At 63.8% G+C, this 18,395-nt stretch carries 12 protein-coding genes; 5 read left to right on the top strand and 7 right to left on the bottom strand.

The annotated features are described in order from the left end of the window. Positions 1-41 precede the first annotated feature (41 nt). The 6 genes from GGD65_RS35275 to GGD65_RS35250 all read right to left on the bottom strand — a co-directional run bounded on the left by GGD65_RS35275 (position 42) and on the right by GGD65_RS35250 (position 8,542). Entirely contained in the window at positions 42-1,679 is a 1,638-nt protein-coding gene (locus GGD65_RS35275; RefSeq protein ID WP_183238220.1) for an ABC transporter ATP-binding protein, read from the bottom strand. 4 nt (positions 1,680-1,683) lie between these two features. Beyond that, positions 1,684-2,862, bottom strand: coding sequence for an ABC transporter permease (locus GGD65_RS35270; RefSeq protein ID WP_026202073.1), 1,179 nt, complete (start codon positions 2,860-2,862; stop codon positions 1,684-1,686). Then, on the bottom strand, positions 2,862-3,971 hold the full coding sequence (locus GGD65_RS35265; RefSeq protein ID WP_018318799.1) for a microcin C ABC transporter permease YejB: 1,110 nt from the start codon (positions 3,969-3,971) through the stop codon (positions 2,862-2,864). The genes GGD65_RS35270 and GGD65_RS35265 overlap by 1 nt, the downstream gene beginning before the upstream one ends. A gap of 2 nt (positions 3,972-3,973) precedes the next feature. Then, a complete protein-coding gene (locus GGD65_RS35260) occupies positions 3,974-5,860 on the bottom strand; it encodes an extracellular solute-binding protein (RefSeq protein ID WP_183238219.1) in 1,887 nt (628 codons plus the stop codon). A 14-nt stretch (positions 5,861-5,874) separates the two neighbouring features. Further along, positions 5,875-7,776: an extracellular solute-binding protein gene (locus GGD65_RS35255; RefSeq protein ID WP_092254357.1), complete on the bottom strand. Its 1,902-nt coding sequence runs from the start codon at positions 7,774-7,776 to the stop codon at positions 5,875-5,877. A gap of 211 nt (positions 7,777-7,987) precedes the next feature. Beyond that, entirely contained in the window at positions 7,988-8,542 is a 555-nt protein-coding gene (locus GGD65_RS35250) for a cytochrome c family protein (protein ID WP_092254355.1), read from the bottom strand. 233 nt (positions 8,543-8,775) lie between these two features. Here GGD65_RS35250 and GGD65_RS35245 point away from each other — a divergent pair, with 233 nt between their 5' ends. Further along, positions 8,776-9,516 carry a 3-deoxy-manno-octulosonate cytidylyltransferase gene (locus GGD65_RS35245; RefSeq protein WP_179738050.1) on the top strand — a complete coding sequence of 247 codons (741 nt, stop codon included), beginning with the start codon at positions 8,776-8,778 and terminating at the stop codon, positions 9,514-9,516. 39 nt (positions 9,517-9,555) lie between these two features. Further along, positions 9,556-10,416 (top strand): prephenate dehydratase, encoded by an 861-nt coding sequence (locus tag GGD65_RS35240; protein WP_018318803.1) that lies wholly within the window; start codon positions 9,556-9,558, stop codon positions 10,414-10,416. A gap of 128 nt (positions 10,417-10,544) precedes the next feature. On the opposite strand, the gene GGD65_RS35235 is transcribed toward GGD65_RS35240, so the two are convergent. After that, positions 10,545-11,564 carry an LLM class flavin-dependent oxidoreductase gene (locus GGD65_RS35235; RefSeq protein WP_183238218.1) on the bottom strand — a complete coding sequence of 340 codons (1,020 nt, stop codon included), beginning with the start codon at positions 11,562-11,564 and terminating at the stop codon, positions 10,545-10,547. Between the two features lie 403 nt (positions 11,565-11,967). On the opposite strand from GGD65_RS35235, the gene metF reads away from it, so the two are divergent. From metF to GGD65_RS35220, 3 genes are all read left to right on the top strand, one after another. Next, positions 11,968-12,888 carry a methylenetetrahydrofolate reductase [NAD(P)H] gene (metF, locus tag GGD65_RS35230; protein ID WP_183238217.1) on the top strand — a complete coding sequence of 307 codons (921 nt, stop codon included), beginning with the start codon at positions 11,968-11,970 and terminating at the stop codon, positions 12,886-12,888. A gap of 6 nt (positions 12,889-12,894) precedes the next feature. Then, the gene (gene metH, locus GGD65_RS35225; protein WP_183238216.1) at positions 12,895-16,746 is read left to right on the top strand and encodes a methionine synthase; all 3,852 of its coding nucleotides are present in this window, start codon (positions 12,895-12,897) and stop codon (positions 16,744-16,746) included. 194 nt (positions 16,747-16,940) lie between these two features. Continuing rightward, positions 16,941-17,981, top strand: coding sequence for a tetratricopeptide repeat protein (locus GGD65_RS35220; protein ID WP_183238215.1), 1,041 nt, complete (start codon positions 16,941-16,943; stop codon positions 17,979-17,981). Positions 17,982-18,395: the final 414 nt, after the last annotated feature.

Here is an 18,395-nt window from a genome sequence, read left to right as displayed (position 1 = left end):
ACGCTCCGGGCGCCGCGATGTCGCTCGCCTGGGATGACGGGCTACGTCGCCACCGACCCGTTGCCCGCTGTCTCGAGCCGGAACGCCGCCGCGAACAGCGCGCGTGTGTAATCGGTCTTCGGATTCTTGAATAGCTCGGCGGCCTGTCCCTCTTCGACGACCTTGCCGCCGCGCATCACGATCAGGTGGCTCGCAAGCGAGGCGACGACGCGCAGATCGTGCGAGATGAACATGTAGGTGAGTTCGCGCTTGCGCTGGAGCTCACGCAACAGATCGACCATCTGTGCCTGGAACAGCATGTCGAGCGCGCTGGTCGGCTCGTCGAGCACGACGAAGTCCGGCTCCAGCACCACGGCCCGCGCGATGCTGATGCGCTGGCGCTGGCCGCCGGAGAATTCGTGGGGATAGCGGTAGCGGGTATCGGGCTTCAGCCCGACGTCTTCCAGCGCCTTGACGACGCGCGCCTCGCGTTCCTCGCGCGACAGCCCCGGCTGATGCACGGAGAGACCTTCGGCGATGATGTCGGCGACCGACATGCGCGGGCTGAGCGAGCCGAACGGGTCCTGGAACACGATCTGCATGTCGCGCCGGAACGGCCGCATCTTCTTGAAGCGCAGGCCCTGGATGTCCTTGCCCAGGAACACGATGCGTCCGTTCGAGGAGATCAGGCGCAGCAGGGCCAGCCCCAGCGTGGTCTTGCCCGAGCCTGACTCGCCGACCACACCGAGCGTCTCGCCCTTGCGCACGGCGATGCTGACGCCGTCGACCGCCTTGATGTGGCCGACGGTCTTGCGCATCAGGCCGCGCTTGATCGGAAACCAGACCTTCAACTCGTTGGCGGACATCACCACCGGCGCACCCGGCTGCGGCGGCGCCGGATCGGGCTTCGGTTCCGCCGCGAGCAGGTCGCGCGTGTAGGGATGTTTCGGGCTCTTGAAGACCTGCTCGACCGGCCCCTGCTCGACGATCTCGCCGCTCTTCATGACACAGACGGTGTCGGCGATGCGGCGCACGATGCCGAGATCGTGGGTGATGAAGAGCAGGCTCATGCCGAGCCGCGAGCGGATCTCGGCCAGCAGCGCCAGGATCTGCGCCTGCACGGTGACGTCGAGCGCGGTCGTCGGCTCGTCCGCGATCAACAGATCCGGCTCGTTGGCGAGCGCCATCGCGATCATCACACGCTGGCGCTGACCGCCGGAGAGCTGATGCGGATAGCTCTTCAGTCGCGTCTCCGGCTCGGGAATACCGACCTGCGTCAGCAATTCCAGCGTCCGCCGGCGCGCCTCCGCATTGCTGGTCGGATTGTGCAGCTGGATGATCTCGCCGATCTGCGCCTCGATCGTGTGCAGCGGATTGAGCGAGGTCATCGGCTCCTGGAAAATGATGGAGATGTCGCTGCCGCGGATCTCCCGCATCTCCTGCTCGGATCGATCGATCAGCTCCTGCCCCTTGAAGCGGATGCTGCCCGAGGGGTGCGAGGCGTTCGGATAGGGCAACAGCTTGAGAATCGAGAGCGCGCTGACGGATTTGCCGGAGCCGGATTCGCCGACCAAAGCCAGGCATTCGCCGCGCTTGATCTGGAACGAGACCTCGTCGACCGCGAGCGTGGTGGTGCCGCCCTGGTGGAAAGCCACCGACAGGTCGCGCACGCTGAGCAGGGGCTGGTTGATGGCATCCATGGCCTTACCTGAACGTCTTGCGCGGATCGAAGGCGTCGCGCACCGCTTCGCCGATGAAGATCAGGAGCGACAGCATGCTCGCGACCGAGAAGAAGCCGGAGAAGCCGAGCCAGGGGGCCTGCACATTGGCCTTGGCCTGCGACAGCAATTCGCCGAGCGAAGGCGATCCCGGCGGCAGGCCGAAGCCAAGGAAGTCCAGCGCCGTCAGCGTCATCACCGAGCTCGACACGATGAAGGGCAGAAACGTCATGGTCGCGACCATCGCGTTCGGCAGCAGGTGGCGGAACATGATGACGGGATTGGAGACGCCGAGCGCCCGCGCCGCCTGGATGTATTCGAAGTTGCGCCCGCGCAGGAACTCGGCCCGCACCAGACCCACCAGCGAGACCCAGGAGAATAGCAGGAGGATGCCAAGCAGCACGAAGAAGCCGGGCACGAGCACCGACGACAGGATCAGCAGAAGATAGAGCGAGGGAATCGCCGTCCAGATCTCGATAAAGCGCTGGAAGATGAGATCGACCCGGCCACCGAAATATCCCTGCACCGCACCCGCCGCGATGCCGATAACTGACGAGACGATCGTGAGGCAAAGGCCGAACAGCACCGAGATGCGGAAGCCATAGATCAGCCGCGCGACCACGTCGCGCCCCTGATCGTCCGTCCCGAGCCAGTTATATTCGAGGTCGCGGCAACTCTTCAGCCCCTTCTTCTCCACCACCGGCTTGCATTGCGCTTCCGTCAGCATCCATGTCGGCGGTGACGGCGCAGGCGTCGGCAGGTCCAGATTGTGGGTGTCGTAAGAATAACGGATCAGGGGCCAGACGATGCTGCCGCCCTTGTCCTTGATCAGCTTCTGCAAATAGGGATCGCGATAGTCGGCCGCGGTTTCGAAGTCGCCGCCGAAGGTGGTTTCCGAATAGGTCACGAACGCGGGCCAATAGAGCCGGCCGTCGAACTTGATCAGGAAAGGCCGATCGTTGGCGATCAACTCCGCGAACAGCGAGACCACGAACAGGGCGATGAATATCCAGAAGGACCAGTAGCCGCGGCGGTTCGCCTTGAAGTTCTGCCACCGCCGCCTGTTGAGCGGTGAAGGCGCGAAGGGCTTGCGCGTGATCGGGACGACCTCGCCCAGCGGGGACTGGGTCGTGGTCTCGATCGGCGTCGGCGCGGTAACCGTCATCAGACCTCCCGCGCCTCGAAATCGATCCGTGGGTCGATCCACATATAGGTGAGGTCGGAGATCAAATTGATCACGAGGCCGACCAGCGAAAAGATGTAGAGCGTGCCGAACACCACGGGATAGTCGCGATTGAGCACGCTCTCGAAGCTGAGCAGCCCCAGCCCGTCGAGCGAGAAGATGGTCTCGATCAGAAGCGAGCCCGAAAAGAACGCGTGGATGAAGGTCCCGGGGAAGCCCGCGATCACGATCAGCATCGCATTGCGGAAGACATGGCCGTAAAGCACCCGGCCCTCGCCGCAGCCCTTGGCGCGCGCAGTCATGACGTATTGCTTGCGGATCTCGTCCAGGAACGAGTTCTTGGTCAGGAACGTCATGGTGGTGAAGGCACCTAACCCCATGGCGATCAACGGCAGCGTCAGATGCCAGAAATAATCGACGATCTTCCAGTACCAGGGAAACTGCGACCAGCCGTCGGAGGTCAGTCCGCGCAGCGGGAACCAGTTGAAAAAGGAACCGCCAGCAAACAGGATGATGAGGAGGATTGCGAACAGAAAGCCGGGAATGGCATAGCCCAGCACGAGAACGGTCGATGTCCAGGTGTCGAAGCGCGTGCCGTCCTTCACCGCCTTGCGGATGCCGAGTGGAATCGAGATCAGATAGGTGATCAGCGTCAGCCACAGGCCGAGCGAGATCGAAACCGGCAGCTTCTCCTTGATGAGTTGCAGAACGCTGACGTCGCGGAAATAGCTCTTGCCGAAATCGAAGCGGGCGAAATTCCAGACCATCAGGGCGAAGCGTTCCGGTGCCGGCTTGTCGAAGCCGAACTGCACCTCGAGCTTCTTGATGAAGTCAGGATCAAGGCCCTGCGCGCCGCGATATTTCGAGTTGATGGCGTCGCCACCGGCCCCGACTTGCCCGGGCGCGCGCTGCGCAAAGTCGCTGCCGCCCGAAATCCGCGAAGTGCCGCCGGTGTCGGCCCCGGAGAGCTGGGCGATCACGCGTTCGACCGGGCCGCCCGGCGCGAACTGCACGACAACGAAGGACACGAAGAGGATTCCGAGCAGCGTCGGAATCATCAGGAGGATGCGGCGGGCGATATAGGCACTCATGGCTACTTCGCCTGCTCGAGCTTGGCCGCCTTGGCGGGTTCATGCCACCAGATGTCGGGCGCGCCGACGCCATTGGCATAACGCGGCAGCTTTTGCGGGTGACCGAATTGATCCCAATAAGCCAGCCGGTGCGTCTTGTTGTACCATTGCGGCACCCAATAGCGGCCAGTGCGGAACAGGCGATCGAAGGCGCGGCAGGCGATGGTCAATTCCTCGCGGCTGTCGGCCGCCATGATCTTCTCGATCATGGCGTCGATGGCCGGACTGGCGACGCCCGCGAGATTGTACGAGCCCTTGGTGTTCGCGACCTGCGACGAGAAGAACGCGCGCATGGCATCGCCCGGCGTCGCCGACATGCTGAAACGCTGGATCGTCATGTCAAAGTCGAAATCCTCCACGCGCGAGCGATATTGCACGGCATCAACGAGGCGGAGGCTCGCCTCGATGCCGAGCGTCCCCAAGTTCTTGATATACGGCGCGTGATGCGGCTGGAGCGAGGGCTCCTCCGCCAGGAATTCAATCTTGAACACCTCTCCGCTCGGCAGCATTCGCTTGCCGTCCTTGATCGGAAAGCCGGCTTCGTTGAGCAGCTGCTGCGACTTGCGCAAGAGAGCTCGATCCTGCCCCGATCCGTCGGAAACCGGCGGCGCGAAGGACGCAGCGAACACCTCGTCGGGAACCTGACCGCGGAATGGCTCGAGCAGCTTCAGCTCTTCCGGCGACGGAGGGCCATTGCTAGCCATGAGATCGGAGTTCTGGAACGGGGACACCGTACGGGCATAGGCGCCGTACATGATGGTCTTGTTGGTCCATTCGAAGTCGAAAGCGTCGATCAGGGCCTCACGTACGCGGGGATCCCTGAATTTCTCGCGCCGGGTGTTGATGAACCAGCCCTGCGCGCCGGACGGCGTGTCGTCGGGCACGATCTCGAGCTTGACGCGGCCATCCTTCACCGCCGCGAAGTCGTATCGCGTCGCCCAGATGCGTGAGGTGAACTCTTCGCGGTACAGATAGTTCTTGCCGGTAAACCCTTCGAAAGCGACGTCGCGGTCGCGATAGAACTCATAGCGCACGACATCGAAATTATAGGCACCGCGGCAGGGCGGCAGATCGGAAGCCCACCAGTCCTTCACCCGCTCATACTCGATATAGCGATTGACCTCGAACTTGCCGACCTTGTACGGACCGGAGCCCAGCGGGGTCTCCAGCGACGATTCATCGAACGGGCGAGACGCGTAGTACGCCTTCGAGAAGATCGGCAGGCTGGCGGCATAGAGCGGCACGTCGCGCGCCCGGCCCTTGGCAAAGGTGACGACGAGCGTTGCATCGTCGACCGCCTCCGCGCTGACCATGTCGCGCAGCTGCACGAGGATCAGGGGATGTCCCTTGGTCTTCAGCGTCATCAGCGAAAACGCCGCATCATGCGCGGTGAGCTTGGTGCCGTCGTGGAATTTCGCCTCCGGCCGCATCGTGAAGCGGTAGACCAGCTTGTCCGGCGATATCTGCACGGATTTGGCGGCAAGCCCGTACATCGCATCAGGCTCGTCGTTCGCACGCACCATCAGCGGCGCGAAGGTCATGTCCATGCCTTGCGCGCCGTCGCCCTTCAGGATGAAGGCGTTGAGCGAGTTGAAGGTCTGGTAGGATTGGTTGTAGGCGCGCACCGACGGAATGAGCGAGAACGTCCCGCCCTTCGGCGCATCGACGTTGACGTAGTCGAAATGGTGGAAGTCGGCGGGATATTTGAGATCGCCGAACGCCGAGATACCGTGAGCCTCGATCCCCGCTTCCGATGCATGCGCTCCGCGCCACGGCTGCGCGCCCAGCGACATCCCGAGGGTGCCGCCGACACCGAGGGCCAGCACGTGGCGGCGTGACATCTGCGTCATGCGGGGAATGTCCTTCACGACTTCTTTGCGATCCGCGCCGCCTTCTCTGCGTCGTACCACCAGATGAACGGGAAGCCGGATTGGCCGTATTTGGGCATTTCCGTCGGCCGGCCGAAGCGATCCCAGCGTGCCGTACGCACCTTGTTATAAGTCCATTGCGGCACGACGTAATGATTCCACAGCAGCACGCGGTCGAGTGCCTTGGTGGCCGCGACGAGATCGTCGCGATCGGTAGCGTAGATGACCCGCTCGATCAGCTTGTCGATTGCGGGATTCTTGATGCCCGCAATGTTGCGCGAGCCGGCGATGTCAGCCGTCTTGGTCGACCAGAACTCGCGCTGCTCGTTGCCTGGCGACTGCGACTCGCCCCACGAGTTTGTGACGATGTCGAAATCCCACTCGCGCGTCCTGTTCTCGTACTGGGTCGGGTCGACCGTCCGCACGTTGACGGCAATGCCGAGCCGCTCCAGGGACGGCTTGTAGAACAGCGTGATCCGCTCGAAGCTCGGATCCGAGTTCAGCAGTTCGAGCGTGAACTGCGCGCCGGTCTTGACGTCGGTCAGCTTGCGGTCGCGCACCTCGTAGCCGGCCTCCTTGAACAGGCGCAGCGCCTCGCGCAGATTGTCGCGCACGGCTTCCGGACTGCCGCCGACCGGATTGGTGTAGGCCGTGGTGAAGACTTCGGGCGGCACCTGGGTGCGGACGGTCTCGAGGATCTCGAGCTCCTTGCCCTGCGGCAAGCCGGTTGCCATGAGCTCGTCGATGCCGTCGAAATAGCTGCTGATGCGCTTGTACTGGCCGTAGAAGATCTGCTTGTTCATCTCCTCGAAGTCGAACGCGTAGTTAAGTGCACGCCGCACGCGGGGATCGCTGAACTTGCCGCGGCGCAGGTTCGGCACGAAAGCCTGCATCACACCTGAGCTGCGATTGGCGAATTCCTCGAGGATCACGCGCTTCTCACTCACGGCCGGGAAGTCGTAGGCGGTCGCCCAGTTCTTCGCACTGTTCTCGGTACGCCAGTCGACCTGGTCGGCCTTGAAGGCCTCGATCGCGACGGTAGCATCGCGGAAATATTCGTAGCGCAGCTCGTCGAAATTGTTGCGGCCGACATTGGCTGGCAAATCGCGGCCCCAATAATCCTTGACGCGCTCCATAGCGATCGACCGTCCGGCGACGAAATCCTTGATCTTGTAGGGACCGGAGCCGAGCGGCACCTCGAGCGTGGTGGCGGACACGTCCCGCTTGCGCCCCTGCGCGTCAGTCCCCTCCCACCAATGCTTCGGCAGGACGATGAGCTGCCCGACGATCTGCGGCAGCTCGCGATTTCCCGGCGCGTCGAACACGAACTTCACCTCGCGCTCGCTGACCTTCTCGGCCTTCACCACATGGCTGTAATAGGCCGAGTACATCGGATGGTGCTTCTTGAAGGACTCGAGCGAGAAGATCACGTCATCGGCGGTGACCGGCTTGCCGTCGTGCCATTTGGCCTGGGGCCGCAAGCGGTAGGTGACGAAGGAGAAATCGTCGGGGTGGCTGACGGCTTCGGCCAGCGCACCGTACTCGGTCGAGACCTCGTCGAGCGACTGCGTGAGGAGCGATTCATAGATGAAAGCGACGGCGCCGGCGACCTGGCCCTTCACACCCGATACCACGATGTTGAGGTTGTCAAAGGTGCCGACGGCGATCTGGCGCGCGACGCCGCCCTTGGGCGCTTCCGGATTGACGTAGTCGAAGCGCTTGAAATCTGCGGGGTACTTGACCTTTCCGAACAGCGACAAGGCATGGCGCCAAGGAAGCTCATTCGCCGATTGCGCCTCGGCACTGCCGACGACGGAAAGGCCCGCTACGGAACCGAGGGCGGGGAGCGCTGCGGCCGCAGTGCCGGTGAGCAGGAGATCACGTCGGGTAATGGCCAAATCAACATTCCTGTCTTGAAGGAGGCTACTCCTTTAAGTTCCCAATATAGGCGAGGTTTCGACCGAATATGTTGCTTTTTCCTCATCTTGGAAGGCCGGACGGCCCGTCGGATGCGGCCAAACGCCCCGAAAAACTCACCGCGAGGCCGGATAAGGAAACGGCCAGGCTTTTCAGCCTGGCCGCTCATTCCAAGATCGGGTTCTTGAGGCCTTACTTCGACGCGGTCGGCAGCGGCTGAGGATGCTCCGACAGCGAATTCAGATAGGCAATGACATCGGCGCGCTCGGAATCCTTGGCAATACCGGCGAAGCCCATCGCAGTGCCCGGGATGAAGCCCTTCGGATTGGCGATGAACTTGTTCAGGTCGTCGAACGTCCAGGTCCCGCCCTTGCCCTTCATGGCAGCGGAGAAATTGAAGCCGCCACGGCCCTCACCCCTCTTCTCGCCGACGACGCCATAGAGGTTCGGACCGACGCGATTCGGGCCACCCTTCTCGAAAGTGTGGCAGGCGCCGCACTTCTTGGCGGCCGCTGCGCCCTTTTCGACGGAGGCGGTCTGGAGCAGCTTTTCGATCGGCTCGGAGGCCGCGGCGGCAGCGCCGCCTTCCTTGCCGTGGCCGGCATCTTCCTTCACGGCGATCTCGAAACCGGGCTTTTCCGGCATCTTGGGCGAGAAAAGAGCCTGGGCGGTAAAGCTGGTCACCAAGAGAAAGAGACAGGTACCAAGCACGGCACCCATGATTTTATTGAGTTCGAAAGAGTCCATTTCCGGCCAGGCCCCACACCGCAAGAAGGATCGAGCGGCCGGGCGGCCGCCAGGACGAGCCTCGGGAGAATCAAACGTTCCTTATCGTTTCCCCGAGTTTTGCCATTGAGATATCGGTTTGCCCGGGGTCTGGCAACCCGTATAAGCGACCCGGCTTTCGGCCGTCCCCGCTCCATTTCTCGGCGCGGAAAACGCCCCGTTTTCAGGCTCTTGACCTCAGATCTCTAGACCCAATGATCGATCCTCGCATCCTGGTGCTGATCCCGGCCCGCATGGCCGCCACCCGCCTGCCCGGCAAGCCACTCGCCGACATCGCGGGATTGCCGATGATCGTGCATGTGCTGCGCCGCGCCGAGGCCGCAAGTATAGGCCGGGTCGCAGTCGCGACCGACACGCCCGAGATCGCTGCGGTCGTGACGGCCCATGGCGGCGAGGCCGTGATGACCAGCCCGACACACCCCTCCGGCTCCGACCGTATCCACGAGGCCATGCAGAAGCTCGATCCGGACGGCAAGGCGGAGATCGTGGTCAATCTGCAGGGGGATTTCCCGACGATCACGATCGGCAACATCCGCGAGGTGCTGCCGCCCCTGCAAGACCCGGCCGTGGACATCGCGACACTGGCCTCGCAGATCCACACCGAGGAGGAGGACCTCGCCCCGAGCGTCGTGAAGGCGATCGGAACCTCGCTCGGCGGCAGGCGCATGCGTGCACTTTATTTCACTCGCGCGACCGCGCCGACCGGCGACGGACCGCGTTACCACCATATCGGCCTCTACGCCTATCGCCGCGCGGCGCTGGAGCGTTACGTTTCGCTGCCACCCTCGCCGCTGGAATTGCAGGAGAAGCTCGAACAGCTCCGGGCGCTCGAGGCGGGAATGCGCATCGACTTCACCATCGTCGACACCGTACCCCGCGGGGTCGACACGCCTGCGGACCTGGAAACCGCCCGCAGCATCCTTTCCAAATCCTGAGCCGCTGTTACAAGGCCGACCCAGGAGCATTTTTAAGACATGAGCAAGATGAAGATCGCATTCCAGGGCGAGCCCGGGGCCAATTCCCACATCGCCATCGTCGAGGCCTATCCCGACGCCGAGCCGATGCCCTGCGCCACCTTCGAAGACGCGCTGTCGGCGATCTCCTCCGGCGAGGCCGATCTCGGCATGATCCCGATCGAGAATTCGGTCGCCGGCCGCGTCGCCGACATCCATCATCTCTTGCCGGCCTCCGGCCTCTTCATCGTCGGTGAATGGTTTTTGCCCGTCCGGCATCAGTTGATGGCGGTGAAGGGCACCAAGCTCGACGACATCAAGAGCGTCGAGAGCCATGTGCATGCGCTCGGCCAGTGCCGGCGCATCATCCGCAAGCTCGGCATCAAGCCCATCGTGCATGCCGACACCGCCGGCAGTGCTCGTGACATCTCCGAGCGCAAGGACAAGACGGTCGCCGCGATCGCCTCCCGCCTCGCCGCCAAGATCTACGGCCTCGACATCCTCGCCGAGGACATCGAGGACGAGGCGCACAACACCACGCGTTTCGTGGTGCTGGCGCGCGAGCCGAAATGGGCCGCGCAAGGCTCCGGCCCGCTGGTCACGACTTTTGTGTTCCGGGTGCGCAATTTGCCGGCCGCGCTCTACAAGGCGCTCGGCGGCTTTGCCACCAACGGCGTCAACATGACCAAGCTCGAGAGCTACATGGTCGACGGCAATTTCTTCGCCACGCAGTTCTACGCCGACGTCGACGGCCACCCCGATGACAAGGGCCTCGCCTTCGCGATCGAGGAGCTGAAATTCTTCTCGCGCGAATTCCGCATCGTCGGTGTGTATCCCGGCCACCCCTTCCGCGCCACGTTCAACGAGGCGCAGCAGGATTGATCTCGTGTCCCGGACGCGCAAAGCGCGGGCCGGGACCCAGCCACGCGACCCGGGGCTGCGATAGGCCCCGGCTCTGCAGCGCATCGCTGAAAAGAGCGTTGCGCTGCGTCCGGGGCACACGGCAGCTCCTATACGGCCGCCGGCTTCACCAACCCGAACGCCTCCGCGAGCAGTGAATACGACTTCTTCCGCGCCTCGTGATCGTACACCGCCGTGATCACCATCAACTCGTCCGGCTTGCTCGCGTCGATCAGTGGCTGCAGTTTCTTCTGCACCGTCGCGGGGCTGCCGACGAACAGGCGGGAGCGATTGCGCAGGATCGAGGTGCGCTCGGAGTCGGAGTAAGGATAGGCCACCGCCTCCTCGACGCTCGGCAGCGGCAGATATTGACCGCGGTCGCGGCGCAGCCGGTTGAGCTCGAACGAGCTGGCGAGCCGTTCGGCCTCCTCGTCGGTATCGGCGGCGATGACGGCGATCGCGAGGATCGCGTGGGGCGTCGCACGCCAGGCCGAGGGCTGGAAGCGGTTGCGATAATGCACCATCGCATCGACCGCATCGTGGGACGCAAAATGATGCGCGAAGGCGAAGCCCATGCCGACCTGTGCGGCGAGCTCCGAGGAATAATCGCTGGAGCCGAGCAGCCAGACCGGCGGCAGTTTGGTGTCGTCGGGCATGGCGACGACGTTGTTGTAGGGATGCCCTGCGGGAAATTCGCGGGTCTCCCACAGAATCAGTTCGTGCAGCCGCTCCAGGAAATCGTCGCCCTCGCGGCGATCAAGTCGGCTGCGGAGCGCATAAGCGGTCGCTCCGTCGGTGCCGGGCGCCCGGCCAAGGCCGAGGTCGATGCGGCCGGGAAACAGCGCCTCCAGCATCTTGAAGCGCTCGGCCACCACCAGCGGCGCGTGGTTGGGCAGCATCACCCCGCCGGAGCCGACGCGGATATGCTTCGTCACCGCCGCGATCTGGCCGATCATGACGTCGGGCGCTGGGCTCGCGACCGAGGCGAGGTTGTGGTGCTCGGCGAGCCAGTACCGGACATAGCCGAGGCCATCGACATGGCGCGCCAGGTCGATGCTGTTGCGCAGCGCCGCGGCGGGCTTGGTGCCTGTGGTGACGACGGAGAGATCGAGGACGGAGAGCGGGATCATGGCGCGCTAACCTAGTGGAGGGCCGCGCGGCGACAATGGGGCGGCTGCGCAGATCTGACGTGTGCAGGCCGCGAGCCCGCGCACCGGACCGAACCGAACCGAGATGGTGGGCTAAAGGCAACCCTAGCAACATTGATTCCATTCTGCCCACCTACGCTATCTGCCTCAGACAACCATCAAAACCTCTATAACTCTTTGAAATGGTCAAATTATTATGAGGATACCGGTATCCCACTCAAACCGGTAGACATTCAATAATTCCGCCATTGCTGGTAGAAGTGGGCCATTTCCCATCATTGATGGGCTGTCGATCAAACCGCCTTTGCCCTATCATAGGCTTTCCCAAGCTAGACCTGACCGTCGGCCGCCAGGATCTGGCGGCACATCTGGAGCGAGTGGTGCCATGACCGATCTGACGATTCCTGCCCGAGCCGACGGGCAAGACGGGCACCTGAAGCGGCCAGCGATCTCCTTCGAGTTCTTTCCGCCCAAGACGGAAGATATGGAGCGCAATCTCTGGGAGACCATCAACCGGCTCGCCCCGCTCGACCCGAAATTCGTCTCGGTGACCTATGGCGCCGGCGGCTCGACCCGCGAGCGCACCCATTCGACCATCGCCCGCATCCTGAAGGAGACCGCGCTGCTGCCGGCGGCGCACCTGACCTGCGTCGGCGCCTCGCGCGGCGAGATCGACGAGATCGTCGACCGCTATCACGAGGTCGGTGTCCGCCACATCGTCGCCTTGCGCGGTGATCCCGCCGGCGGCATCGGCACGCCCTATGCCAGTCATCCCGACGGCTATCAGAGCTCCCCCGAGCTCATCGCCGGCATCAAGAAGCGGCACGGCGACATCGAAGTGTCGGTCTCGGCCTATCCCGAGAAGCATCCTGAAGCGCGCGACTTCGATGACGACATCGACACGCTGCAGGCCAAGGTCGATGCCGGCGCGACGCGCGCGATCACCCAGGTGTTCTTCGACAACGACCTCTATTTCCGCTATCTCGACCGCGTGCGGGCGCGCGGCATCGACATCCCGATCGTGCCGGGCATTATGCCGATGCACAATTTCAAGCAGGCGAGAGCCTTCGTCACGCGCGCCGGCACCACCGTGCCCGACTGGTTCGCCGCGAAATTCGAAGGCCTCGATGACGACGCCGAGACCCGCAAGCTGGTGGCCGCAACCGTCGCGGCCGGCCAGGTGCAGAAGCTCGCCAAGCACGGCGTCGACACCTTCCATTTCTACACCATGAACCGCGCCGATCTCGTGTTCGCGATCAGCCATTTGCTCGGCATCCGTGCCAAGAGCGCGCAGAAGGCGGCTTAAGACAACATGACCGTATCCACCTCTCCGAAGCGAACTGCCCTGCTCAACGCCGCGCGCGAGCGAATTCTCGTGCTCGACGGCGCCATGGGCACGATGATTCAGAACCTGCAGTTCGACGAGGCCGCCTTCCGCGGCGAGCGCTTCAAGGACTTCCATCGCGACCTGCGCGGCAACAACGATTTGTTGATCCTGACCCAGCCGCAGGCGATCGAGGACATTCACGCGGCGTATTTGCGCGCGGGAGCCGACATCGTCGCCACCAACACCTTCTCCACGACCTCGATCGCGCAGGCCGATTACGACCTCACCGACATCGTCTATGAGATGGCGCGCGAAGGCGCCCGCCTCGCCGGCAATGCCGCGCGGCGCGTCGAGGCGGAGGACGGCAAGCCGCGTTTCGTCGCGGGCGCCATCGGTCCGACCAACCGCACCGCCTCGATCTCCCCCGACGTGTCCAACCCCGGCTACCGCGCCGTCACCTTCGACGATTTGCGCAAATCCTATGGCGAGCAGATCCGTGGCATGCTCGACGGCGGCGTCGACCTGCTGCTGGTCGAGACCATCTTCGACACGCTGAACGCCAAGGCGGCGCTCTATGCGATCGCCGAGATCACCGAAGAACGCGGCATCGACATGCCCGTGATGGTGTCGGGCACCATCACCGACAAATCCGGCCGCCTGCTCTCGGGCCAGATGCCGGAAGCGTTCTGGCATTCGGTGCGGCACGCAAAACCCGTCACCATCGGCTTCAACTGCGCGCTCGGCGCAGAAGATCTGCGCGCGCATATCGCCGATATCGGTCGTGTCGCCGACACGCTGGTGTGTGCCTATCCAAACGCCGGCCTGCCCAACGAGTTCGGCCAGTATGACGAGACGCCGGAATACATGGCGCGCCTCGTCGGCGAGTTCGCGCGCGACGGCCTCGTCAACATCGTCGGCGGCTGCTGCGGCACCACGCCGGACCATATCGCGGCGATCGCCGCTGCGGTCGCCCCGCACAAGCCGCGCATCGTGCCGGAGATCGCATCGCGCCTGCGGCTCTCCGGCCTCGAGCCCTTCATCCTGACCGACGCAATCCCGTTCGTGAACGTCGGCGAGCGCACCAACGTCACGGGCTCTGCCCGTTTCCGCAAGCTGATCACCGCTGGCGACTACACGGCGGCGCTGCAGGTCGCGCGCGACCAGGTCGAGAACGGCGCGGTAGTTATCGACGTCAACATGGACGAGGGCCTGCTCGACTCTGAAGCCGCGATGGTGACGTTCCTCAACCTCGTCGCCGCCGAGCCCGACATCGCCCGCGTCCCCGTGATGGTAGACTCCTCCAAGTTCTCGGTGATCGAGGCCGGCCTGAAGTGCGTGCAGGGCAAGCCGGTCGTCAACTCGATCTCGATGAAGGAAGGCGAGGAGAAGTTCATTCACGAGGCCAAGATCGCCCGCCGTCATGGCGCGGCTGTCGTCGTGATGGCGTTCGACGAGGTCGGCCAGGCCGATACGTTCGCGCGCAAGACCGAGATCTGCAAGCGCGCCTACGACATCCTGGTGAACAAGGTCGGCTTCCCGCCTGAAGACATCATCTTCGATCCCAACGTCTTCGCGATCGCGACCGGCATCGAGGAGCACAACAATTACGGCGTCGACTTCATCGAGGCGACGCGCTGGATCCGCCGGAACCTGCCTGGCGCGCATATCTCGGGCGGAGTCTCCAATCTGTCGTTCTCGTTCCGCGGCAACGAGCCGGTGCGCGAGGCCATGCACTCGGTGTTCCTGTATCACGCCATCAAGGCGGGCATGGACATGGGCATCGTCAATGCCGGTCAGATGATCGTCTATGACGACATCGATCCTGAGCTGCGGCAGGTGTGCGAGGACGTCGTCCTCAACCGCGATCCGGGCGCGTCCGAGCGCCTGCTGGCGCTGGCCGAGAAATTCCGCGGCAACAAGACCCAGGCCAAGGAGGCCGATCTCGCCTGGCGCGAATGGCCGGTGGAGAAGCGGCTGTCGCATTCGCTGGTGCATGGAATCACCGAGTTCATCGAGCAGGACACCGAAGAGGCGCGCAAGCAGTCCTCGCGTCCGCTCGACGTGATCGAGGGCCCGCTGATGGCCGGCATGAACGTGGTCGGCGACCTCTTCGGCGACGGCAAGATGTTCCTGCCGCAGGTGGTGAAATCTGCCCGCGTGATGAAGCAGGCGGTGGCCTGGCTGATGCCGTTCATGGAAGAAGAGAAGGCGCGCAACCTCGCCAACGGCGTCGGCACGGAAGGCTCCTCCTCCGCGGGCAAGATCGTGCTCGCGACCGTGAAGGGCGACGTCCACGACATCGGCAAGAACATCGTCGGCATCGTGCTCCAGTGCAACAATTTCGAGGTCATCGACCTCGGCGTGATGGTGCCGGCGGCGAAGATCGTCGAGACGGTGAAGGCGGAGAAGGCCGACATCGTCGGTCTCTCCGGCCTGATCACGCCCTCGCTCGACGAGATGGCGTTCTTCGCCGGCGAACTGCAGCGCGAGGGCCTCAAGCTGCCGCTGCTGATCGGCGGCGCCACCACGAGCCGCGTGCATACCGCCGTCAAGATCGACCCGAGCTATCGCGCCGGCCCCGTCGTGCATGTCAACGACGCCAGCCGCGCCGTCGGCGTTGCGTCCTCGCTGCTCTCGCCCGAGAAGCGCGACGCCTATGCCGCCGAGGTACGCGCCGAATACGCCAAGATCTCGGACGCGCATCTGCGCGCGCAGGCCGACAAGAAGCGGCTGAAGCTGGAAGCCGCCCGCGCCAATCGCGTGCCGGTGGACTTTGCCAAGAACAAGCCGGTGAAGCCGACCTTCCTCGGCATCCGTAGCTTTGACGACTACGACCTCGCCGAGCTGGTCGATTGCATCGACTGGACGCCGTTCTTCCAGACCTGGGAGCTCGCAGGACGCTTCCCCGCGATCCTCGACGATGCCAAGATCGGTGAGGTCGCGCGCTCGCTCTATGACGACGCGCGCAAGATGCTCGACACCATCGTCAAGGAAAAATGGTTCCGGGCGCGCGCGACGATCGGCTTCTGGCCGGCGAACGCCGAAGGCGACGACATCGCGGTCTATGCCGATGAGAGCCGCACGAAGAAGATCGCGACGCTGCACACGCTGCGTCAGCAGCTCGAGAAGCGCGAGGGCCGCTTCAACGCGGCGCTCGCCGACTTCGTCGCGCCTGCGGGCGTGCCCGACTATGTCGGCGGCTTCGTCGTCACGGCCGGCATCGGCGAGGATGCGGTCGCCGACCGCTTCAAAATGGCCAATGACGACTACTCCTCGATCCTGTGCAAGGCGCTGGCCGACCGCCTCGCCGAGGCCTTCGCCGAGCGCATGCATGCCCGCGTGCGCCGCGAGTTCTGGGCCTATGCGCCGGACGAGACGCTCTCCAACGACGAGCTGATCCTCGAAAAATATCAGGGCATCCGCCCCGCGCCGGGCTATCCCGCGCAGCCCGACCACACCGAGAAGGCGACGCTGTTCGAGCTGCTCGATGCGGAAGCGACCTGCGGCGTGAAGCTGACCGAGAGCTTTGCGATGTGGCCAGGCTCCAGCGTGTCCGGGCTCTATTTCGCCAGCCCCGAGAGCTATTATTTCGGCGTCGGCAAGATCGAGCGCGACCAGGTCGAGGACTACGCCGCGCGCAAGGGCATGAGCGTCGCGGAAGCCGAGCGCTGGCTCGCGCCGGCGCTGAACTACATCCCGTCGCGAGAGGACAGTGACAAGGCCTTTGCGGCAACGGCGGCGAACGACGAGACGTCGAAGGATCTCGCCTCGCATCCGCCGGGCTGCACCTGCGCGGTGCATCTGGTCTGGCAGAAGAAGCGCGCGGGCGCGGGATAGGCCCCGCTCTGGCTACAAAACCAAAAATCTGAAAAACAACCCCATGCACAGTAGCGATGGGGTTGAAAAGATTGAGCGATTTCGGGCCCCCGAGGCCGCATTTGCAGCGTCGGGCAAAACACCTGTAATATTCCATCATCGCCCGCCGCGTCAGCACTCCGGCAGATGCCACATGCTCCGATCTCGTGTACCGGATGGGATACGACAAACATCCGGCCGGCGCGCGGGAGGGCGGCATTCGTAATCATCTGAAAATCCTGGGCTCCTGCCTCGTGATGATTGGCGGGATCTTCGTCTTGCATCATGCCGTCCCGCTCGATGCGGCGGTGGCCGAGGTTGCGCAGCAACCGTCCAAGTCAAATGATGCCAGCGGAACCATGCAAACCGTCACAAAGCTCCTCGCCCAACCCCGCTCGCCGTCGCGCGATGACCAGCTCTATTTGGCCGCGGTAGCCCTGTTCAAGGCGATCGAGGCAGGCAAGGCGCCGGTCGAGAGTCGCGACACGCTGGCAAGGGCGCTGCATGAGGTCGCGCTCGGCGGGCACGCCAACGCCTGGGTCGACTATGGCCGCTGCCTCTGGAACGGCTGGGGCGTGCCGCGCGATCGCGACGCGGCGATCGCTGCCTACAAACGCGCGGCCGAACTCGGCTCGGATTACGGCGCCTATCTCACCGCCTATAATCTCTATTGGACGTTCAGGAAATATGACGACGCCTATGCTTACGCGCAGAAAGCGCTTGCAGGCGACGACCCCGATGGCGCCGTGCGCTACCTGCTGGGGCTGATGGCCTACAACGGTCGCGGCCAACCGAAGGACGTGGCCAAGAGCCTTGCATTGCATCTCGAAGCGGCGAAGCGCGGCAACGCCGATGCCTATTTCGAGCTGTTCGTCTATGCGATGCAAGGCATCGGGGACCGCGACAAGGCAGTGTTCTACCTGAAGCAGGCCGGACAACGCGACCAGCCGCGCGCCTCCGCCAATCTCGGCGCGCTCCATGCCACCGGGCAATTGCCCGGCATCGAGAAGGATCTCGGTGAGTCCATCCGCTGGTACAAGCGCGCCGCCGATCTCGGCGTCGGCCGCGCCGCCGCAGCGCTCGGCGTGATGGCGACGCGCGGCGAAGGGATGGCGAAGGACCCGGATGCCGCGGAGGCGTACTTCCATCGTGCCGAGGATTTGGGGTTTGAACTGGACGAGTATCTGCGGACGAACGGCGTGACGCGGCGGAAGTAGTCGCCCCCGTCATTCCGGGGGGCGCCAAAGCGCGAACTCTGGATGACGGACTAAAGCGCGATGAATCGTCATCTCACTTTGGCTTGCTGCTTAAGTGTGATCTTTTCGAAAGACCGCTTCGCACTTTTCCGGCTCATGGTCTAGGAAACCCAAGCCCCAGCCGCGATCCCCATCCTCCCTGGAGGGAGAGGATCGGTGCGCACGCAGCGTAGCGGAATGCGGACCGAGGTGGGGTGACGGTCCCTCCGCATTCAACAGCGCCCGTGTTGAGAGATCACCCCACCCCGCTCGCGCTTCGCGCGATCGACCCTCCCCCTCCAGGCAGGGGAATCGCATATGGGTTTTGTCTAGCTATTGCATTGGAAGGCAAGACGGATTCTGAAGACGACTCCCGGAAGACGGAGGGGGTCGGAT

This window comes from Bradyrhizobium sp. CIR18 (assembly GCF_014198295.1).
Taxonomy (GTDB): domain Bacteria; phylum Pseudomonadota; class Alphaproteobacteria; order Rhizobiales; family Xanthobacteraceae; genus Bradyrhizobium.
Note: the sequence above shows the minus strand (reverse complement) of the source record. Positions and strands in the feature narration are given on the sequence as shown.